The sequence below is a fragment of the Paenibacillus sp. P5_B5 genome (genome assembly GCF_056400365.1).
In genome coordinates, this window is the sequence record NZ_JBFULK010000004.1 from 76,590 (window position 1) to 93,486 (window position 16,897).

Sequence of the window (16,897 nt, forward strand, 5' to 3'; positions counted from 1 at the left end):
TCTTATCAACAGATCCAATAGGTAAAGACAATCGTGTAACAACGATTGTTTTTTTGTTATAGACGTGGTATGAAGTTTTTCTTAATATGGAATAAATATAATTTTACTTTAGATTAATAGTATATAGTGTTTACAAATTAATTTAGATGTGATATATTGTTTTTCATGGATTGACCGAAATAATATATTGGTCATCTGGTCACACGGCTATTAGATCGTTACTCGGGGGGTGAATAAATGGCAATAGATCGTCGGAAGCAGGTTGTTGAAGCGGCAGGTAAGTCTTTTGCCTTGTTCGGATATAAAGCCACGACGATGGAGCAGGTTGCGAAACTTGCTAATGTTGGGAAAGGTACAATTTATACCTTTTTCACGAATAAAGAAGAGCTATTTAATGAAATAGTTAAAGATGTGATCCTACAACTTCGTGACTTAGCAGAGACATCAATGGAAGTAGATAAACCATTCACTTATAATTTGCATCGTTTTTTGTTTGCAGCATTAGAATTCCGTCGGGAACATGAGTTTATGCATCGATTAACGCATGAAGTTATAGAGATGGGTACCGCAGCTGCTAAAGAAGGAATGCAGAAAATCGAGAATGCGATTTTATCATTTGTAGTGAGTAAGATTGAGGATGCAATAGAACGTGGAGAATTAAAGCCATGCAATTCAGAGCGAACTGCATATGCTATGTTCAAAATGTATATCGCATTTGTAATTGATTGGGAAATGTTCCACGAACCATTAAACAAAGAAGAAATTCTAGAGCTATTCAATTTGTATTTTGTGGAAGGATTGGCTAAAGAATAAGCCATCCTTTTTTTGAAAAGTAAAATGACCAATTGATTATTTTGGTCAGTCGGTTTTATTATTAGGGGGAAATTATTATGGCAAATCGTGCTACTTCCACGACTGGTGAGTGGTCATCAATTATTAAAAATAAGAAAGTACTAATTCCAGTTATCGCAATTGCACTTGTTCCATTGCTCTATAGTTTCATGTTTCTATGGGCATTCTGGGATCCATACGCTAAATTAGCTGACCTGCCGGTAGCAGTCGTAAATAATGATCGTGGGGCAACATTTAAAGATACGAAATTCGCAGTTGGTAATGAATTTGTTGATGAGCTCAAAAAGACTAAGGACTTTAATTATGAGTTTGTATCAATGAATGAAGCAGAAGAAGGAATAACAAATAAGAAATATTATATGGCTATTGAAATTCCAGAGAATTTCTCCGAGAATGCAACGAAAGCAATGGATAACAAGCCCGTTCAACCAGAATTAAAATATGTTGCGAACGAAAGCTTGAATTTCCTTTCTTCACAGATTGGTAAGAGTGCAGTTGAGCAGATGAAATCGGAAATATCCTCCAATTTAACTAAGGCCTATGCTGAAGCCATATTTGCTAATGCAGAAGAATTATCCGGTGGGCTAGCTCAAGCTGCAGATGGTGCTAAACAGTTAACTGATGGAACTGTAGAAGCTAAAGATGGTATTGCCCAAATTGATTTGAACATGGGTAAGCTAGCAGATGGAACTAAACCATTACAAGAGGGTGTTACAGGTTTAATTGCTGGTGCTACTCAATTAAATGCCGGTACTGGTGAATTAAAGCAAGGTACAAGTCAATTAACTGAGGGTCTTAATCAATTATCTAAGGGAGCTACACAGCTTACTTCTAGTGCACAGCAACTGCAGGCTGCCTCAAATACATTGAAAGTAGGACTGGATGGTTCGCTAGTAGGTACGCAAAAGCTTCAAGCAGGAGCACAAGGATTACATGCAGCACTAGAAGGAATAGCTAAAGCTAAACCAGAGCTTGCAGAATCTGCTGAATTTAAACAACTGATGGAAGTGAGTAATCAGCTTAGCACAGGGGCAACCGCGGTTGTAGATGGTCAAAAGCAATTAGTGGCTGGTGCTAATAAGCTCACTGAGTCTCAAGGTCAATTTGTTACAGGTATAAGTACGCTTAGTGGCAAGCTAGGCGAGGCTGCTCAAGGGATTCAGAAAGTTGATGCAGGTGCTACAAGCCTTTCAACAGGAACTGCCCAATTAAAAGAAGGATTAAATCAACTTGAGGGTGGAGTTAATCAACTTAGTACGGGTTCTGTTCAATTGAAAGAAGGTACGCTGAAGCTTACACAAGGTATGGGATCAGTTGCAGAAGGATCAGGTGAATTATCATCTAAGCTATCTGAAGCAGTAGATAAAACGAAAGAGTTTAAACCTACTGATGATAACTTTAATATGATTTCGGATCCAGTTCATCTACAATCAGAAGGAGAGGGAATTGTTCCTAACTACGGAACAGGATTCGCACCTTACTTCATATCGCTAGGATTATTTGTTGGTGCTTTAATGTTAACTATTATCTATCCGATGAAGAGACCAGCTGTTACACCTAGATCTTCAATTGGTTGGTTCATGTCTAAGTTTGGAACGATTATGGTGATCGGAACTATTCAAGCTTTACTCGTGGATTTCATTATGTTAGTCGGACTTGATCTTCAAGTGAAAAGTGTACCGTATTTTATAATCATGACTTTAGTAACAAGCTGGTGCTTCATGGCAATTCTCCAATTCCTTGTTACAGCTTTCGATGATGTAGGTAGATTTATTGCGATTGTTCTACTCATTCTTCAACTTACAACATCTGCCGGAACATTCCCATTAGAGCTAATTCCTGATGTGTTGCAAGGCTTTAATGCTTGGGTACCAATGACTTATTCAGTCAGCGGATATAAAGCGGTAATCTCCAGTGGTCAATTTGATGTCATGTGGGGCAATATTGCGGTGCTTTGTGGCTTTATTGTTACAATGGCGATTCTTACTTGGGGAATCTTGCACCTTAGCTTTAAACGAAACTTTAGACAAACGCCTAAAGTCAAAGCAGGAACAGCACAAGTTTAAATATAACGTAAACCCGAGGCTCTTAGGAGTCCTCGGGTTTATTATTGTTCTGTGATTTATCTAGATATTCAAGCACTCCCTCAGCTATTGTCTTCGCTATTTCCTTCTGCCCGCGATTGCTAGTTAGTCGTGCGCGATCCTCAGCGCTTGTGATGAATCCCATTTCGATAATAACGGTTGGACATTTTGATTGGTTTAGCAAGTAATAGGTTTTACCGAGAAATGGCTTTTCATTAGCTCGAGAAAGCAGATTTAGCTTGTCTTGAAGTATATTGGCTAGTTCTATACTTTGCTTATTAGCTTGATGCAGCACGATAGGACCTTTTTTATCTTTGTGTTTAGACCAGTTTACATGTAAAGATACCATCACTCTTGGTTTCATATCTACAGCTAACTGTTTACGTTGGGCAAGATCCTTGCGATGACGTGATCGACTTTTCAGCCATGAATTCTGGTCGCTTAGTGCATAATCACCTGTTCGATTTAGGATCACATCATAGCCCTTGTTTGCTAAAGATTGAAATGTTTTTTTGGCAATAGCAAGATTAATATCCTTCTCCAGTAACTTTCCATAAGTTGTTCCTCCGTCAATACCTCCATGTCCGGCATCTATAATAATATCCGCATCTGGTGCGATTGGGTCTGCTGCTTGAAGTGTAGAATTTGGTAAAAATATAGATACTACAAATAGCAGTGCAATTATTGTTGATTTCATGGCGGATCATCCTTTCACACAAACTTCTCTTATAGTAACTCGATTTGAACTTCCTCATTCACTTTGAAGGTGTGAATTTTTTGATTATGGATTGAGCACAAAGGCTATACTAGCAATTATGAGAAGTTAAATATTTTTTAGTGGATTTTTAGGAGGGAACAGGATGAATTTAAGTGTAGTTGTTATGGTGGTGCAGTTCTTTTTTGCGATCATAATTGGGCTTTACTTTCTTAATTTGCTGCGTAATCAACAGACGAATCGGTCTGCGGTCGATAAAGAGTCTAAGAAGGAAATGGATAAGCTGCGTAAAATGCGATCGATCTCTCTGACGAAGCCACTAGCTGAGAAGACAAGACCGCAAACACTATCTGATATCGTTGGTCAGAAAGAGGGGCTTAAAGCTCTGAAGGCTGCATTATGTGGAGCTAATCCTCAGCATGTATTAATTTATGGTCCTCCTGGTGTAGGGAAGACTGCAGCAGCTCGTGTCATTCTAGAAGAAGCGAAGAAGAACATTCAGTCTCCATTTCGTTCTGAAGCTAAGTTCACGGAAATTGATGCGACAACAGCGCGGTTTGATGAGCGTGGAATTGCTGATCCGTTAATTGGCTCTGTTCATGATCCTATTTATCAGGGAGCTGGAGCTATGGGAGCCGCGGGAATACCACAGCCTAAACCAGGAGCTGTTTCTAAGGCACATGGTGGTATTCTATTTATTGATGAAATTGGCGAATTACATCCTGTACAGATGAATAAGTTATTAAAAGTGCTAGAAGACCGTAAAGTGTTTATGGAAAGTGCATACTATAATTCCGAGGATCAGAATATACCAAGCTATATACATGATATTTTCCAAAATGGTTTACCTGCAGATTTTCGTATGGTTGGTGCGACGACTCGTATGCCAAGTGAAATTCCACCTGCTATTCGGTCTCGCTGTATGGAAATTTTCTTTCGTCCATTATTACCAGATGAGATTGGCGCTATCGCGACTAATGCTTTGACAAAAATCGGATTACCCGAAAATGAATTAGCAATAGAGGTAGTCAAAAGATATGCAACAAATGGACGTGAAGCGGTTAATATCATGCAACTTGCAGCAGGGGTAGCACTTACAGAAGGAAGACAAGAGATTACACCAGCGGATATTGAATGGGTAGTTAATTCATCTCAGATTCCTCCAAGACCAGAGAAAAAGGTGCCTGCTGAACCACAGGTAGGGTTTGTGAACGGTCTAGCTGTATATGGAGCTAATCTAGGTACATTGCTGGAGATTGAAGTTAGCGCAATTCCAGCAGCTGTTAAAGGACAAGGTAAATTTACAATAACGGGTATTGTTGATGAAGAAGAAATGGGTGGAGGTTCACGTACGTTAAGACGCAAAAGCATGGCGCGAGGCTCTGTGGAGAATGTGTTGACAGTGCTCAAACGACTTGCTTATGAGACAGATCACTATGACTTACATATTAACTTTCCTGGGGGGATACCGATTGACGGCCCATCGGCTGGTGTAACAATGGCTGTTGCAATTGCTTCAGCGATTAGCGGAACACCTGTGAGTAATCGAATTGCGATGACTGGTGAAATCAGTATCCATGGTAAGGTTAAGCCTGTTGGCGGAGTTGTTGCTAAAGTGGAGGCAGCATTCCAAGCAGGGGCAACAAAGGTGTTTATTCCAAGGGAGAATTGGCAGGAGCTATTCGCGAATTTACCTGACGTGGAAGTAGTCCCAGTGGATTCGATCGAACAACTGCTTAAACAAGTATTAGGATTTGAAACCCTATCTGAATCTAATATTATCGTTATGCCAAGTGCGGGAGACAGATTAACTTCTTCTACTGTTCTTCACGCTGAGCAGCCTGGAGCCATAGATTCTTAAACTAAAACAAAAGCAAAAAAAGTTCATGTTAAAGAAATTATATTGTTTTGCTCGAGTGATTTTGCTGATCCAAACTGCAAAATTGGAGTTTTGTTAGTAGTTTTGATACAATATTAGCTACTACAACAGCTACAGTAGGCGGCTAAATCAGTGGAGGTGCTGTTACATGGGATCGAATAAAAATCAGTCGCGCCGTTTGCCTTTATTGCCACTCCGGGGTTTGCTCGTTTATCCCAGCATGGTCCTTCATTTGGATGTGGGACGAGAAAAATCGATTCGTGCGCTCGAACACGCAATGATCGATGAGAGCTTAATTCTGCTATGCTCTCAATCCGAGGTGAATATAGAAGAACCTACACATGAAGACATTTATCGAGTTGGGACAATTTCAAAGGTTAGACAGATGTTGAAATTACCAAATGGTACGATTCGTGTGCTGGTTGAAGGTGTAATGCGTGCAGAGATTATGGAATATCTAATCAATGACGAATATTACGAAGTATCAGTTAAAGAATTAGCAGAGCAAGAGGATTCAGATCCAGAAACGGATGCGCTAATGCGTACAATTCTGAATCAGTTTGAGCATTACATTAATCTCTCTAAGAAAGTAACGCCTGAGACACTTGCAGCAGTATCGGATATTGAAGAGCCAGGAAGACTTGCAGATGTGATTACATCACATTTATCTCTCAAAATTAAAGATAAGCAAGAAATTCTAGAGACTATTGATGTTCGTCAGCGTCTTGAGAAGCTATTAGAGATATTAAATAATGAACGTGAAGTGCTTGAACTTGAACGCAAAATTAATCAGCGCGTCAAGAAGCAAATGGAGAAGACACAGAAAGAATACTATCTCCGTGAGCAAATGAAGGCAATTCAGAAGGAATTAGGCGATAAAGAAGGCCGCGCTGGTGAAGTTGAAGAGTTACGTTCCCAGCTTGTTGATGCGGAATTACCAGATAAAGTGCATGAGAAAATCGAGAAAGAAATTGATCGTCTGGAGAAAATGCCTTCAACATCTGCTGAAGGCAGTGTCATTCGCAATTATATTGATTGGTTACTTACCTTGCCTTGGTCCAATAAAACTGACGATGATATTGATTTAATTAAGTCCGAAGAAATATTGAATGCAGAGCATTATGGCCTAGAAAAGCCTAAAGAACGTGTACTTGAATATTTAGCTGTGCAGAAGCTTGTGAATAAGCTTAAGGGTCCGATCCTTTGTCTTGTTGGTCCTCCAGGTGTCGGCAAAACCTCGATTGTTCGCTCCATTGCTAAGTCAATGGGACGTGAATTTGTTCGTATTTCTCTCGGCGGTGTTCGAGACGAGGCTGAAATTCGTGGTCATAGAAGAACCTATGTGGGTGCAATGCCAGGTCGAATTATTCAAGGAATGAAAAATGCTGGTGTGCAGAATCCAGTCTTTTTACTTGATGAAGTTGATAAAATGGCGATGGATTTCCGCGGGGATCCTGGTGCCGCTTTACTAGAGGTACTTGACCCGGAACAAAATAATACGTTCAGCGATCATTTTATTGAGGTTCCGTTTGATTTATCCAATGTTATGTTTATTACAACAGCGAATGCTGTTCATAACATTCCTCGTCCGCTTCTAGACAGGATGGAAATGATCTATATCCCGGGCTATACCGAAATAGAGAAGCTACAAATTGCACGGAAGTATTTGCTTCCTAAGCAGCTTCGTGATCATGGTTTGAATGAGAATCAGTTAACAATTGATGATGAGATGCTTATGCAGATCATTCGCGATTATACACGTGAAGCAGGAGTTCGTGGCTTAGAGCAGCAGCTTGCTTCTCTTTGTCGTAAGGCAGCGAAGCGAATTGTAGTAGATTCAAGTGCGATCGTTCAGGTGGAGCGTGATAATCTGAAGGAACTCCTCGGAGCTGCTAAGTACCGTTATCAAACAGCCGAAGAAATTGACCAAATAGGTGCAGTAACAGGACTCGCTTGGACTGAAGTTGGTGGAGATACATTGACGATCGAGGTAACCGTATTACCCGGAAGCGGCAAATTGACCTTAACGGGTAAGCTTGGTGATGTGATGAAGGAGTCAGCGCAAGCTGCATTTTCCTTTGCAAGATCACGTGCAGAAGAGTTTGGGATCGCACCAGATTTCCATGAGAAAAGCGACATTCACATTCACGTACCAGAAGGAGCGATCCCAAAAGATGGTCCATCTGCAGGGATAACTATTGGTACAGCGCTAATTTCTGCACTAAGTAATATTCCTGTCTCAAGAAAAGTTGCGATGACAGGTGAAATTACGCTGCGTGGACGCGTGTTGCCAATCGGTGGACTGAAGGAGAAAGCACTGGCAGCACATCGGGCTGGAATTCGCAAAATCCTCGTACCGAAGGACAACGAGAAAGATATTGAGGAAATTCCAGAAAGTGTACGTGCAGATTTGACTATCATTCCTGTAAGTCATATGGATGAGGTGTTGAAGCATGCACTTGTAACAACAGGAGGCAATATAATTGAAAGTTAATCAATCTGAATTTATTATATCGGCTGTTCAGCCGAGTCAATATCCAATTGACGCCTTGCCAGAAGTAGCCTTGGCAGGGCGTTCAAATGTCGGTAAATCCTCGCTCATTAATAAGATGATCTCTCGGAAGAACTTAGCTCGTACAAGCTCACAGCCTGGAAAGACGCAGACATTGAACTATTATCTTATTAATCAGGATCTGTATTTTGTTGATTTGCCAGGGTATGGGTATGCGAAGGTGTCGAAGACTGAGAGAGCTCGTTGGGGTGTCTTCATTGAACGCTATTTGCGGGAGCGTGAAGAGCTTAAGCTTGTGATGCAGCTGGTTGATTTGAGGCACCCACCATCCAAAGACGATCAAGCGATGCATGATTGGCTGAAGATGAATGAGACGCCTCGGATTGTAGTTGCAACCAAAGCGGACAAAATTCCTAAGAGTAAATGGCAGAAGCATGCCAAAGTCGTTCGTGAGACACTTGGGATGGAGCAAGGGGAGACTTTAATTTTATTCTCATCTGATACAGGCATGGGCAAAGATGAGCTATGGAGCTATATAGAAGAGAAGATAGGCTATGAAAGTGTGATAGATAAGACGGAATAGGTTATGTTATAAATAAGCTGCGATCGCAAACTGGTATTGGTATACTAGGGAGCGATCGTTTTTATTTATACAAAGAAAGTATATGCTTTTTGTTATATTCTTGAGGAAAGCAAACGGGAAAGGAAGAATGAGTGAGAGGAAAATGAGGTAACTACAAAAAACTTAATAAGAAATCAGTTATATGGCTGATTTTTACGGAATTCGCCTGTTTTTACTATTCGGTTGTGCAGGAATAATCCTTGCTGATGTAGTATAATATGAAACATAACAATAAAGTGTATATTGTTTTAACTGATCAAATAGCAAGAAGCTCGTTTCCAAATAAAGAATTGAGGGATTTTCCATGGCACAACGGTTAGCGACTGAGTATGTCAAAACCTGCCTGCAATTAACGGAAGTCGAATTATCAAAATTTATTAATAAATTTTCGGAGTATGGCGTCACCCTACAAATTCATGTACTCGAGAATGGGAATCAGGAGGTCGTATTCCAAGACGACAAGGATCAAGAAATTAATTTTTCGTTCGAACAAGAGTCCGGTAATTATGTTTGCAGTGGCAATTGCCGATTGCGTGATACTCGGTTAGTGAACTTGATGCGCAAAGCTGTTACAGAATATAAGGGTTCTGCGACTGTTAACCGTATTTACACGAATTACATGGTCGTTTATCAATATGAACGAGGTGCTGTTGTTCGTATCGAAGAAGTGAAGAATGGTTCACGTAAATTAATATATCAATATAAAGATACACTTGGACAATTAGAACAAATATTTCTCAGCCAAACAGCAGAGCAAGAAATTGAGTCCATTCGTGGACAAATCAATCACTTGTTAGATATTCGTAATGATCTGAAAGAAACGATGATCCTAGCTGATATCGATGAGCGGTTGCGTAAATTAACGCATCGTTTGTTTATACTTGAAGTTTAATGAAGTTAGTTAAGAGCTCCTTATGGAGCTCTTTTTTTGATTTTACAAAATCATCTAAGTTGCAGATATTCTAGCAGTTAGAAAAAATAATTAAGGTGTCTAATTCACGTGTGTGACTTATATATCATATGGTAGATATAAATTCCCAAAAAATAAGTATTGCAATTCTGATAAATAGATGTTATTTTTAGTTTCGTTGAAAACAATATATAGGAACCAGGATTCACTCAGGACATGGAATGTTGCGAGAGATTTTTCCCTCGAGAGAAGTGAATGACGTAGGTCCTAGCGGATGAAATTTGTTCAAACATTTTATTCCTAGGAAGGGGGAACCGAGAGATGGAATATTCAACTTTCGGAAGACACGTTGCTGTAGATACTTGGGGTGTTGATTTTAATCTGCTTAATAATGCGGATTGGCTCCAAGCACAAATGGTGGAAGCAGCTGAAGTATGCGGAGCAACGGTATTATCTGTTCAATCCAAGCAATTTGAGCCACAAGGAGCAACCGTATTGGTGCTTCTATCAGAGAGTCACATCTCTATCCACACGTATCCTGAGAGAGGCTTTGCAGCCCTGGATTGCTATACATGTGGAGAAACAGTAGATCCACAGCTAGCAATCGATCATATGGTATCCGTATTAAATCCAGAAACTGTTCATGCGAAGAAGTTGATTCGCGGAATGGGCGAGCTTCAAGTTGAAACACCAATGATGAAACAAGCTGAGCTTGTCAAGTAGTACAAGTTTTGTTTTGCGGACATGTAAATAGAGTAAATAACCAAGAGCTCCATTCGTGATGACGAATGGAGCTCTTGGTTATTTGTTGTTTAATTCATCCATACAATGGTACAACGAGAACAATTTATAGATCTAAGCTTGTAGGGGGATGAAATTGTGAAAAAAAGAAAATTAGGTAGTCTTATTGGTTATGGCGTTATGGCCCTAGTCTTAATTGGGTTTGTCTATCAGATCTTAGGGCTATTTAGCTCTAAGCAAGCACCAGAACGGGCTACTTATTTGCTCTACCAGGCTTCGTCCTTTCAAATAGAGCTCTTGAATGTATTGCTCCATCAATCGGAACAATTAGATTCGACTAGTGGTCTCGAGCCATTAAAGAACAGTGTGTCATCTGCTAGCTATACGCATGAGAGGCTAACGCTCGCCTTTACAGATCATGATTTACATAATTTGGACAGTCTGCCTATTGTGCTTCAATACATAACAAGATTACAAATCGGTGGTAATAGGCCGTTATTGGCTGAAGAATCAGCTTTCTTTGGTGAAATTAGTGAAGTGTTCAGTGAGTTAGTAAAGGTGTATAGCAGGTTGTTAAATTCTAATGGAGAGCTACTTTCCTTACAGAATGAAGAGCTTAAGGAATTAGATGAAAAGCTTCACAGTCTCATTCAGAAGAAAGCTCCGAAGTAAATTTGGATATGCTATAATTAAGGATGGATTTGGAAAGGAAGGCGAAAGAAGTTCATGCATGTAGTAGTCGTCGGGTTGAATTATCAGACAGCTCCTGTTGAAATTCGGGAGAAATTCACTTGGAAGGCAGACGAGCTAAGCCAGGCTTTGCTTCAATTAAAAGACACGACTAGCATTCTAGAGTGTGTGATTGTTACCACTTGTAATCGTACTGAGATCTATTTGGTTGTAGACAAGCTGGAACGTTACACTCATTATATACGGAATTTTCTGGAAAGATGGTTTAAGCTGCCAAGAGAACAATTTAAGCCTTTTTTGTATACCTACACCATGCAAGATGCAGTAGGTCATTTGCTTAAAGTTGTAAGTGGACTGGATTCGCTTGTAATTGGAGAAACGCAAATTTTAGGACAGGTGAGAGATGCTTTCTTACTTGCCCAGCAGCTTAAAGCTACAGGTGTGTTATTCAATATGTTATTCAAGCAAGCGATTACGTTCGGTAAGCGTGCGCATTATGAAACGGCAATTAGTGAGAATCCCGTGTCCATCTCTACGGCGGCAATAGATCTTGGTAAACGTACTATTGGCTCCTATATAGATAAGAATGTTATGCTCATTGGTGCAGGTAAGATGAGTAAGCTAGCAGCAAAATATTTGGTCTATCATGGAGTAAATCATATGATTGTCGTTAATCGTACGCTTGATAAGGCAATTGAAATCGTTAAGCAATTTGGTGGTGAAGCTTGTACATTTGAGCAGCTGCCGTTGCAGTTAAGTCATGTTGATATTGTGATCTCGTGTACAAGTGCAGATAGCTACATCATTACTGCGGACATGGTTAAAGCGGCGGTTAAGCTACGCCAAGAAAGCCCTCTAGTGATGATAGATATTGCAGTTCCTCGTGATATTGATCCTAAGGTAAAAGAGATTAGCCATGTACAACTGTATAACGTGGATGATTTGGAAATGGTGATCGAGAATTACTTGCAGGATCGTCGTAAGGAAGCAGACAAAATTCTTCAAATGATCCGTGTGGAGATGGATGCATTTGATACTTGGATTCGAACATTAGGTGTAAGTCCAATCATTCAAGCACTCCAAACAAAATCAGCTATGATTCATGAAGAAACCATGCAGAGCTTAATCAACAAATTACCTGATTTGGATGAACACCAAATTAAAGTGATTCACAAGTTAACCAAGAGTATTGTTAATCAAATGATGAGAGATCCAATTCTACGAATCAAAGAAATGTCAGCAGGGCAGGATCGAGAAGAAGCACTGGATTATTTCTCTAAAATATTCGCACTGGAGCAGTTATTGAACTCTGATGACCAGAGTCAAGAGAATGTGATGGAGAAGGACTATGACCTATTTATGACTTTGGCAAGAACTGCTGTCCGAATCTAATCTGTAGACCCCAGTAGCCGTTCGCATTAGCTGTTCTAGAAGTCGATCTACATCATCCTATATTGTCCAGCCAGTCGCACTTCGGAGGGCTATACATGTCAGGAAGGTGCTTGCACTCATGAAAGGAGTAACTTGTTATGAAGCAACCATTATTAGGCCGTAAAGTTCTTGTAACTCGTGCTCAAACACAAGCGAGCGAGTTATCGAATGCCATCAAGGAATTAGGAGGGCAGCCGATTGAATATCCGGTCATTTCTTTTAAACAACCATCGGCTCCTGATACACTCCATCAACTTGACACAGCGATACATGAACTGCCTAAGTATGATTGGATATTTTTTACGAGTGTGAATGGGGTAGAATTCTTTATTCGTCGTTTGCATCAATTGAAGGTTGATCTACGAACAGTGTCAGGGGCAAGAATTGCTGCAGTTGGTCCTAAAACAGCTGAGGTGCTTCAGAGTTATGGCTTGATTCCTGAAATTTTACCTAACGAATATGTGAGCGAAGGTTTAGTAAGTGCATTGAAGCCTTATATTCAGGAGGGGCAAAGAGCACTCCTACCGACTGCTGATATTGCACGAACCATTATTGCAGGGCAATTGCGAGAGCTTGGACTTAACGTTACACAAGTGACTGTTTATGAGAATGTTCCAAGCTCAGAGAATGGACAAGTAATTATTGATTTACTACGGAATAAGGAGATTGATATTCTTACATTTACGAGTTCTTCTACAGTTCGTAATTTATTTGCCGCGCTGCGCTCCTATGGAGTTGATCAACCTTTGGAACTTCTGCAGCATATCGACGTCGCATGTATCGGTAACAAAACGGCGGATACAGCAAGTGAATTAGGTCTTCATATCTCTGTTACCGCACATGAATATACAATTCCTGGACTTGTTCAAAGTTTGATAGAGTTAGTGAAAGAATAGAATTATTGGAGGATACCATTGTATGACTATAGCCAATCAGTTATTAAAAGAAACGCTAACCCAAATTAAGTTGAATGAATACCAAGTACCAGAAGGTACTGATTCTTTTGAACTTGCTAAACAGATGATGCAAGATATCGGTTCACCTGATCCAGTTTTACGTGATGAGCTTATTTATTCTATTATGGCCAATTGGATTTCAAGTGATAGGTTTACGTTCGATGAGTTACGTGAACTATTGTCGATTAGTATAGATGATCAGCATTTATACTATCGACTAGGAGAGATAGATACTAACTCTGTTTTTACACGAGCATTCTCGGTTCTGATGATTCCACTAATTATTGGTGTACATCTACGTTCTCCCTTTCTTCAAGATAAGGAAATTAAGCATGTTAATAGACTCACGATTCAATATCTCATTGATGAGAGGGATCATCGGGGTTATGTAGATGAGCTAGGCTGGGCACACGCGATTGCACATGCAGCTGATGCTTTGGATGAATTAGCGCAATGCAAAGAAATTGATCGTGACGATCTTCTCTCCATTCTAGAGGTTCTACAAACTAAGATATGCTACTCAAGGGCTGTGTATAGAGATAATGAAGATGAACGGATCGTTACTGCTGTTGTGAATATTCTTAATCGCAATCTCCTAGAGGATGTAGTCATACAAGATTGGTTAGAAGAATTACTAGAGCATCTTCGTAATTGTACCGAATATTTAGATCGTTATACACTAAAGAACAACATCAAAAACTTCTTAAGAAGTCTTTATTTTAGGATTAGAAACGATGATCAATATAAGCATGTTCTTCATAAGGCTGAGAATGTTTTAAATGAAATTGGGACATAAAGCTAGATCTATTGAGAGATGACTACGCTTGGCGTATGCTAGAGGGAAGGATTATAACAATTTGTGTGTAGGAGATGACAGCTAGATGAAACAACATATAGGAAGAAAAGACGATAAGTCCTCGGTAGCATTCGCAGAAGCAAAACGTTATTTGGTGGGAGGAGTAAATTCGCCTGTAAGAGCGTTTAAGTCGGTAGGTGTTACGCCACTCTATATTGAGCGAGGCCTCGGCTCACATGTTTATGATATCGATGGACAGGAGTTCATCGACTATGTATGTTCATGGGGACCTCTAATCGTTGGTCACGCTCATCCACAGGTCGTCGCCGCGATTCAGGAGACAGCAGCGAAGGGGACAAGCTTCGGTGCACCAACGCTTGTAGAGACAGAGATGGCGAAGCTAGTGACAGAACGGGTGCCATCGATGGATATTGTGCGAATGGTGAACTCTGGAACAGAAGCTACCATGAGCGCTTTACGGTTAGCAAGAGGATATACCAAACGGAATAAAATTCTTAAATTTGAAGGTAGCTATCATGGCCATGCTGATGCGCTATTAATTAAAGCAGGCTCAGGTGTTGCGACGCTGGGTTTACCGGACTCACCTGGTGTTCCAGATAGTGTTGCTGGTGGTACGATCGCTGTGCCTTATAACGACTTGGAGGCGGTTAAGCTCGCATTCGAACGTTTTGGAGAAGAAATAGCCGCGATTATTGTTGAACCTGTTGCTGGTAATATGGGCGTTGTTCTGCCGCTTCCGGGATTTCTAGAAGGATTACGCGAAGTAACACGTACATATGGCGCATTACTTATTTTCGACGAAGTGATGACTGGTTTTCGAGTTGGCTTAAACTGTGCACAAGGTCGATTTGGCATAGATCCTGATTTAACTTGCCTTGGTAAGGTGATTGGTGGTGGATTGCCTGTTGGTGCGTATGGTGGAAAGCGTGAAATCATGGAGCAAATGGCACCAAGTGGACCGATCTATCAAGCAGGTACATTATCTGGAAATCTACTTGCTATGATCGCGGGACTAACAACGCTACAATTGCTTGGAGAGCCTGGTGTATATGAGGAGCTTGAGCGGAAATCAGCTCGACTCGAACAAGGGTTTACGGAGAATGCAGCAGAATTTAATGTACCATGCACCATTAACCGAATCGGTTCTATGGTCTGTCCATTCTTTACAAATCAAAATGTGTTCAACTTTGATACAGCAAGAACATCAGATCTCCAGCTGTTTAATCGCTATTTCACACATATGCTCGATCTTGGTGTTTCAGTTGCGCCTTCACAATTTGAAGGTATGTTTGTTTCCACTGCGCATTCAGATCAAGACATTGAACTTACAATTGAAGCACATCGTAATGCAATGAAGAAGCTAGCCCTATAAAGGACTAGCTTCTAGATTATTTATTAAGCTTGTGGTTTCTTTGAATTTTTCTTCGATTCCTGCTCTTTAATGTAGTCAGGATGATCGTAACGACCACCTGGATCAATTTGCGTCTCGCCGCTCCAAATATTGTCGACCTTCACTTTGTCTGGATTTTCGAAAATGAGGAATCCAGAAGGGAGTCGCCGTTCTCCATATCGTGACGATGGATTGGTGACGACTTTGCCATCAACGACGAGCTCAGAAGAAGCACCGCCATCCAGGAAGCCTGCGTTAATACATCCATCTGCAAGTAAGAGATCCTGTACTTCACGTAAGGTTGCGCCGATACTGCTATTTTGGCGGCCATCGATGACGACGAACTCAACTGTACCATCAGCTCGTTGTCCAACAGCTGTACGCGGGGCACGTCCCCAACCACCATCTCCCTCAGTAATCAGTGGCTTGCCGTTTGCAATAACACGTGGATAGAAGGATACGGCTTCTTGGACATTCATGGATTTTAACTCATTAGCTGAATACTTACCAATCACCAGTGTGCCCTCATCCGTAAAGCCAACAATATGTTGTTTGGTGGTTGAATCTGTATCCGTATAAAGGAACTCACCACCAGACATGATTGTACCGATTGGAGCAAATCCATTTCCGAGTCCTTCAGGATCAACGAATCCACCGGCGTTAACACCGGCAATTGCACCAGTTCGAGTGACCATTGAGGATATGTGTTCACCTTCACCCTTGTGATTTGGAACAACTACACGAATCGCTTTGGGATCGGAGACGATCATTTTTTTCCCTTTCCAATAGGTTCCTGATATATCTGTTACTTGAACTAGCTTATCTTTTGTGTGACTAAGCCTAATAGCATCTAGGTTTTGCTTTTCCTCAGCATTCAGCTCACTAGTATCATGGAGAGCTTGGACCATTTCATCTCGCTTTTTAGCGCCGACCAAGATCCAAGCCCAACTGCGATGTTGAGTTGTGATGACTGTATCTGCAAGGAATAATCGTATTTTCTCACCTGCCGGTGTTAGGTACATAAAACTAGATACAAGAAATGTAAAGATTGAAAGTACGAGCATAGATCGTTTCCAAAATCCCCAGTGACGAGTTTGCTTGTGCTTTTTTGTAAATGTATACAATTGTCTCTCTCCTATTAATCTATTGTTTATTTATAAAATATCATTCTTGATCTAATAATGAATTTTAACATGGGCAATGCTATAAACAAATGGTAAATGAATCAATTTCATAATACTTTAGCTGCTTCAATCTGGACTATATAAAGATCAAAACGCTTTAATTTGTCTATATAT

14 protein-coding genes are annotated in these 16,897 nt (G+C 40.5%); 12 read left to right on the forward strand and 2 right to left on the reverse strand.

Going from position 1 to position 16,897, the window contains the following annotated elements; all coding sequences use genetic code 11:
• The first annotated feature begins 237 nt into the window (after positions 1 to 237).
• Positions 238 to 813 (forward strand): TetR/AcrR family transcriptional regulator, encoded by a 576-nt coding sequence (locus AC1DOK_RS06840; protein ID WP_477553499.1) that lies wholly within the window; start codon positions 238 to 240, stop codon positions 811 to 813.
• A 77-nt stretch (positions 814 to 890) separates the two neighbouring features.
• A complete protein-coding gene (locus AC1DOK_RS06845) occupies positions 891 to 2,918 on the forward strand; it encodes a YhgE/Pip family protein (protein WP_477553500.1) in 2,028 nt (675 codons plus the stop codon).
• Positions 2,919 to 2,940: 22 nt separating this feature from the next.
• On the opposite strand, the gene AC1DOK_RS06850 is transcribed toward AC1DOK_RS06845, so the two are convergent.
• On the reverse strand, positions 2,941 to 3,633 hold the full coding sequence (locus AC1DOK_RS06850) for an N-acetylmuramoyl-L-alanine amidase family protein (RefSeq protein WP_477553501.1): 693 nt from the start codon (positions 3,631 to 3,633) through the stop codon (positions 2,941 to 2,943).
• 163 nt (positions 3,634 to 3,796) lie between these two features.
• Here AC1DOK_RS06850 and lonB point away from each other — a divergent pair, with 163 nt between their 5' ends.
• From lonB to hemL, 10 genes are all read left to right on the forward strand, one after another.
• Positions 3,797 to 5,512 carry an ATP-dependent protease LonB gene (lonB, locus tag AC1DOK_RS06855; RefSeq protein WP_477553502.1) on the forward strand — a complete coding sequence of 572 codons (1,716 nt, stop codon included), beginning with the start codon at positions 3,797 to 3,799 and terminating at the stop codon, positions 5,510 to 5,512.
• A gap of 166 nt (positions 5,513 to 5,678) precedes the next feature.
• A complete protein-coding gene (gene lon, locus AC1DOK_RS06860) occupies positions 5,679 to 8,024 on the forward strand; it encodes an endopeptidase La (protein ID WP_477553503.1) in 2,346 nt (781 codons plus the stop codon).
• On the forward strand, positions 8,014 to 8,625 hold the full coding sequence (gene yihA, locus AC1DOK_RS06865; RefSeq protein WP_477553504.1) for a ribosome biogenesis GTP-binding protein YihA/YsxC: 612 nt from the start codon (positions 8,014 to 8,016) through the stop codon (positions 8,623 to 8,625). The genes lon and yihA overlap by 11 nt, the downstream gene beginning before the upstream one ends.
• A 343-nt stretch (positions 8,626 to 8,968) precedes the next feature.
• Positions 8,969 to 9,556: a non-ribosomal peptide synthetase module gene (locus AC1DOK_RS06870; protein ID WP_477553505.1), complete on the forward strand. Its 588-nt coding sequence runs from the start codon at positions 8,969 to 8,971 to the stop codon at positions 9,554 to 9,556.
• Positions 9,557 to 9,895: 339 nt separating this feature from the next.
• On the forward strand, positions 9,896 to 10,297 hold the full coding sequence (gene speD, locus AC1DOK_RS06875) for an adenosylmethionine decarboxylase (RefSeq protein WP_477553506.1): 402 nt from the start codon (positions 9,896 to 9,898) through the stop codon (positions 10,295 to 10,297).
• A 156-nt stretch (positions 10,298 to 10,453) separates the two neighbouring features.
• Entirely contained in the window at positions 10,454 to 10,987 is a 534-nt protein-coding gene (locus tag AC1DOK_RS06880; protein WP_477553507.1) for an S-adenosylmethionine decarboxylase, read from the forward strand.
• A 54-nt stretch (positions 10,988 to 11,041) separates the two neighbouring features.
• Positions 11,042 to 12,397 (forward strand): glutamyl-tRNA reductase, encoded by a 1,356-nt coding sequence (gene hemA, locus AC1DOK_RS06885; RefSeq protein WP_477553508.1) that lies wholly within the window; start codon positions 11,042 to 11,044, stop codon positions 12,395 to 12,397.
• 137 nt (positions 12,398 to 12,534) lie between these two features.
• A complete protein-coding gene (locus tag AC1DOK_RS06890) occupies positions 12,535 to 13,332 on the forward strand; it encodes a uroporphyrinogen-III synthase (protein ID WP_477553509.1) in 798 nt (265 codons plus the stop codon).
• A 22-nt stretch (positions 13,333 to 13,354) separates the two neighbouring features.
• A complete protein-coding gene (locus AC1DOK_RS06895) occupies positions 13,355 to 14,188 on the forward strand; it encodes a DUF2785 domain-containing protein (RefSeq protein WP_477553510.1) in 834 nt (277 codons plus the stop codon).
• A gap of 85 nt (positions 14,189 to 14,273) precedes the next feature.
• Positions 14,274 to 15,581 (forward strand): glutamate-1-semialdehyde 2,1-aminomutase, encoded by a 1,308-nt coding sequence (gene hemL / locus AC1DOK_RS06900; protein ID WP_477553511.1) that lies wholly within the window; start codon positions 14,274 to 14,276, stop codon positions 15,579 to 15,581.
• Positions 15,582 to 15,604: 23 nt separating this feature from the next.
• Here the strand turns inward: hemL and AC1DOK_RS06905 are convergent, their stop codons facing one another.
• Complete coding sequence (locus AC1DOK_RS06905; protein ID WP_477553512.1) at positions 15,605 to 16,723, reverse strand: phosphodiester glycosidase family protein; 1,119 nt, start codon at positions 16,721 to 16,723, stop codon at positions 15,605 to 15,607.
• Positions 16,724 to 16,897 lie beyond the last annotated feature (174 nt).

What these genes read in the sequence shown, in the direction of transcription:
- hemL (WP_477553511.1), top strand. Translation starts at nt 14,274, where the DNA reads ATGAAACAACATATAGGAAGAAAAGACGATAAGTCCTCGGTAGCATTC.
- AC1DOK_RS06845 (WP_477553500.1), top strand. Translation starts at nt 891, where the DNA reads ATGGCAAATCGTGCTACTTCCACGACTGGTGAGTGGTCATCAATTATT.
- AC1DOK_RS06850 (WP_477553501.1), bottom strand. Translation starts at nt 3,633, where the DNA reads ATGAAATCAACAATAATTGCACTGCTATTTGTAGTATCTATATTTTTA.
- AC1DOK_RS06895 (WP_477553510.1), top strand. Translation starts at nt 13,355, where the DNA reads ATGACTATAGCCAATCAGTTATTAAAAGAAACGCTAACCCAAATTAAG.
- AC1DOK_RS06870 (WP_477553505.1), top strand. Translation starts at nt 8,969, where the DNA reads ATGGCACAACGGTTAGCGACTGAGTATGTCAAAACCTGCCTGCAATTA.
- speD (WP_477553506.1), top strand. Translation starts at nt 9,896, where the DNA reads ATGGAATATTCAACTTTCGGAAGACACGTTGCTGTAGATACTTGGGGT.
- lon (WP_477553503.1), top strand. Translation starts at nt 5,679, where the DNA reads ATGGGATCGAATAAAAATCAGTCGCGCCGTTTGCCTTTATTGCCACTC.
- AC1DOK_RS06890 (WP_477553509.1), top strand. Translation starts at nt 12,535, where the DNA reads ATGAAGCAACCATTATTAGGCCGTAAAGTTCTTGTAACTCGTGCTCAA.
- lonB (WP_477553502.1), top strand. Translation starts at nt 3,797, where the DNA reads ATGAATTTAAGTGTAGTTGTTATGGTGGTGCAGTTCTTTTTTGCGATC.
- AC1DOK_RS06840 (WP_477553499.1), top strand. Translation starts at nt 238, where the DNA reads ATGGCAATAGATCGTCGGAAGCAGGTTGTTGAAGCGGCAGGTAAGTCT.
- hemA (WP_477553508.1), top strand. Translation starts at nt 11,042, where the DNA reads ATGCATGTAGTAGTCGTCGGGTTGAATTATCAGACAGCTCCTGTTGAA.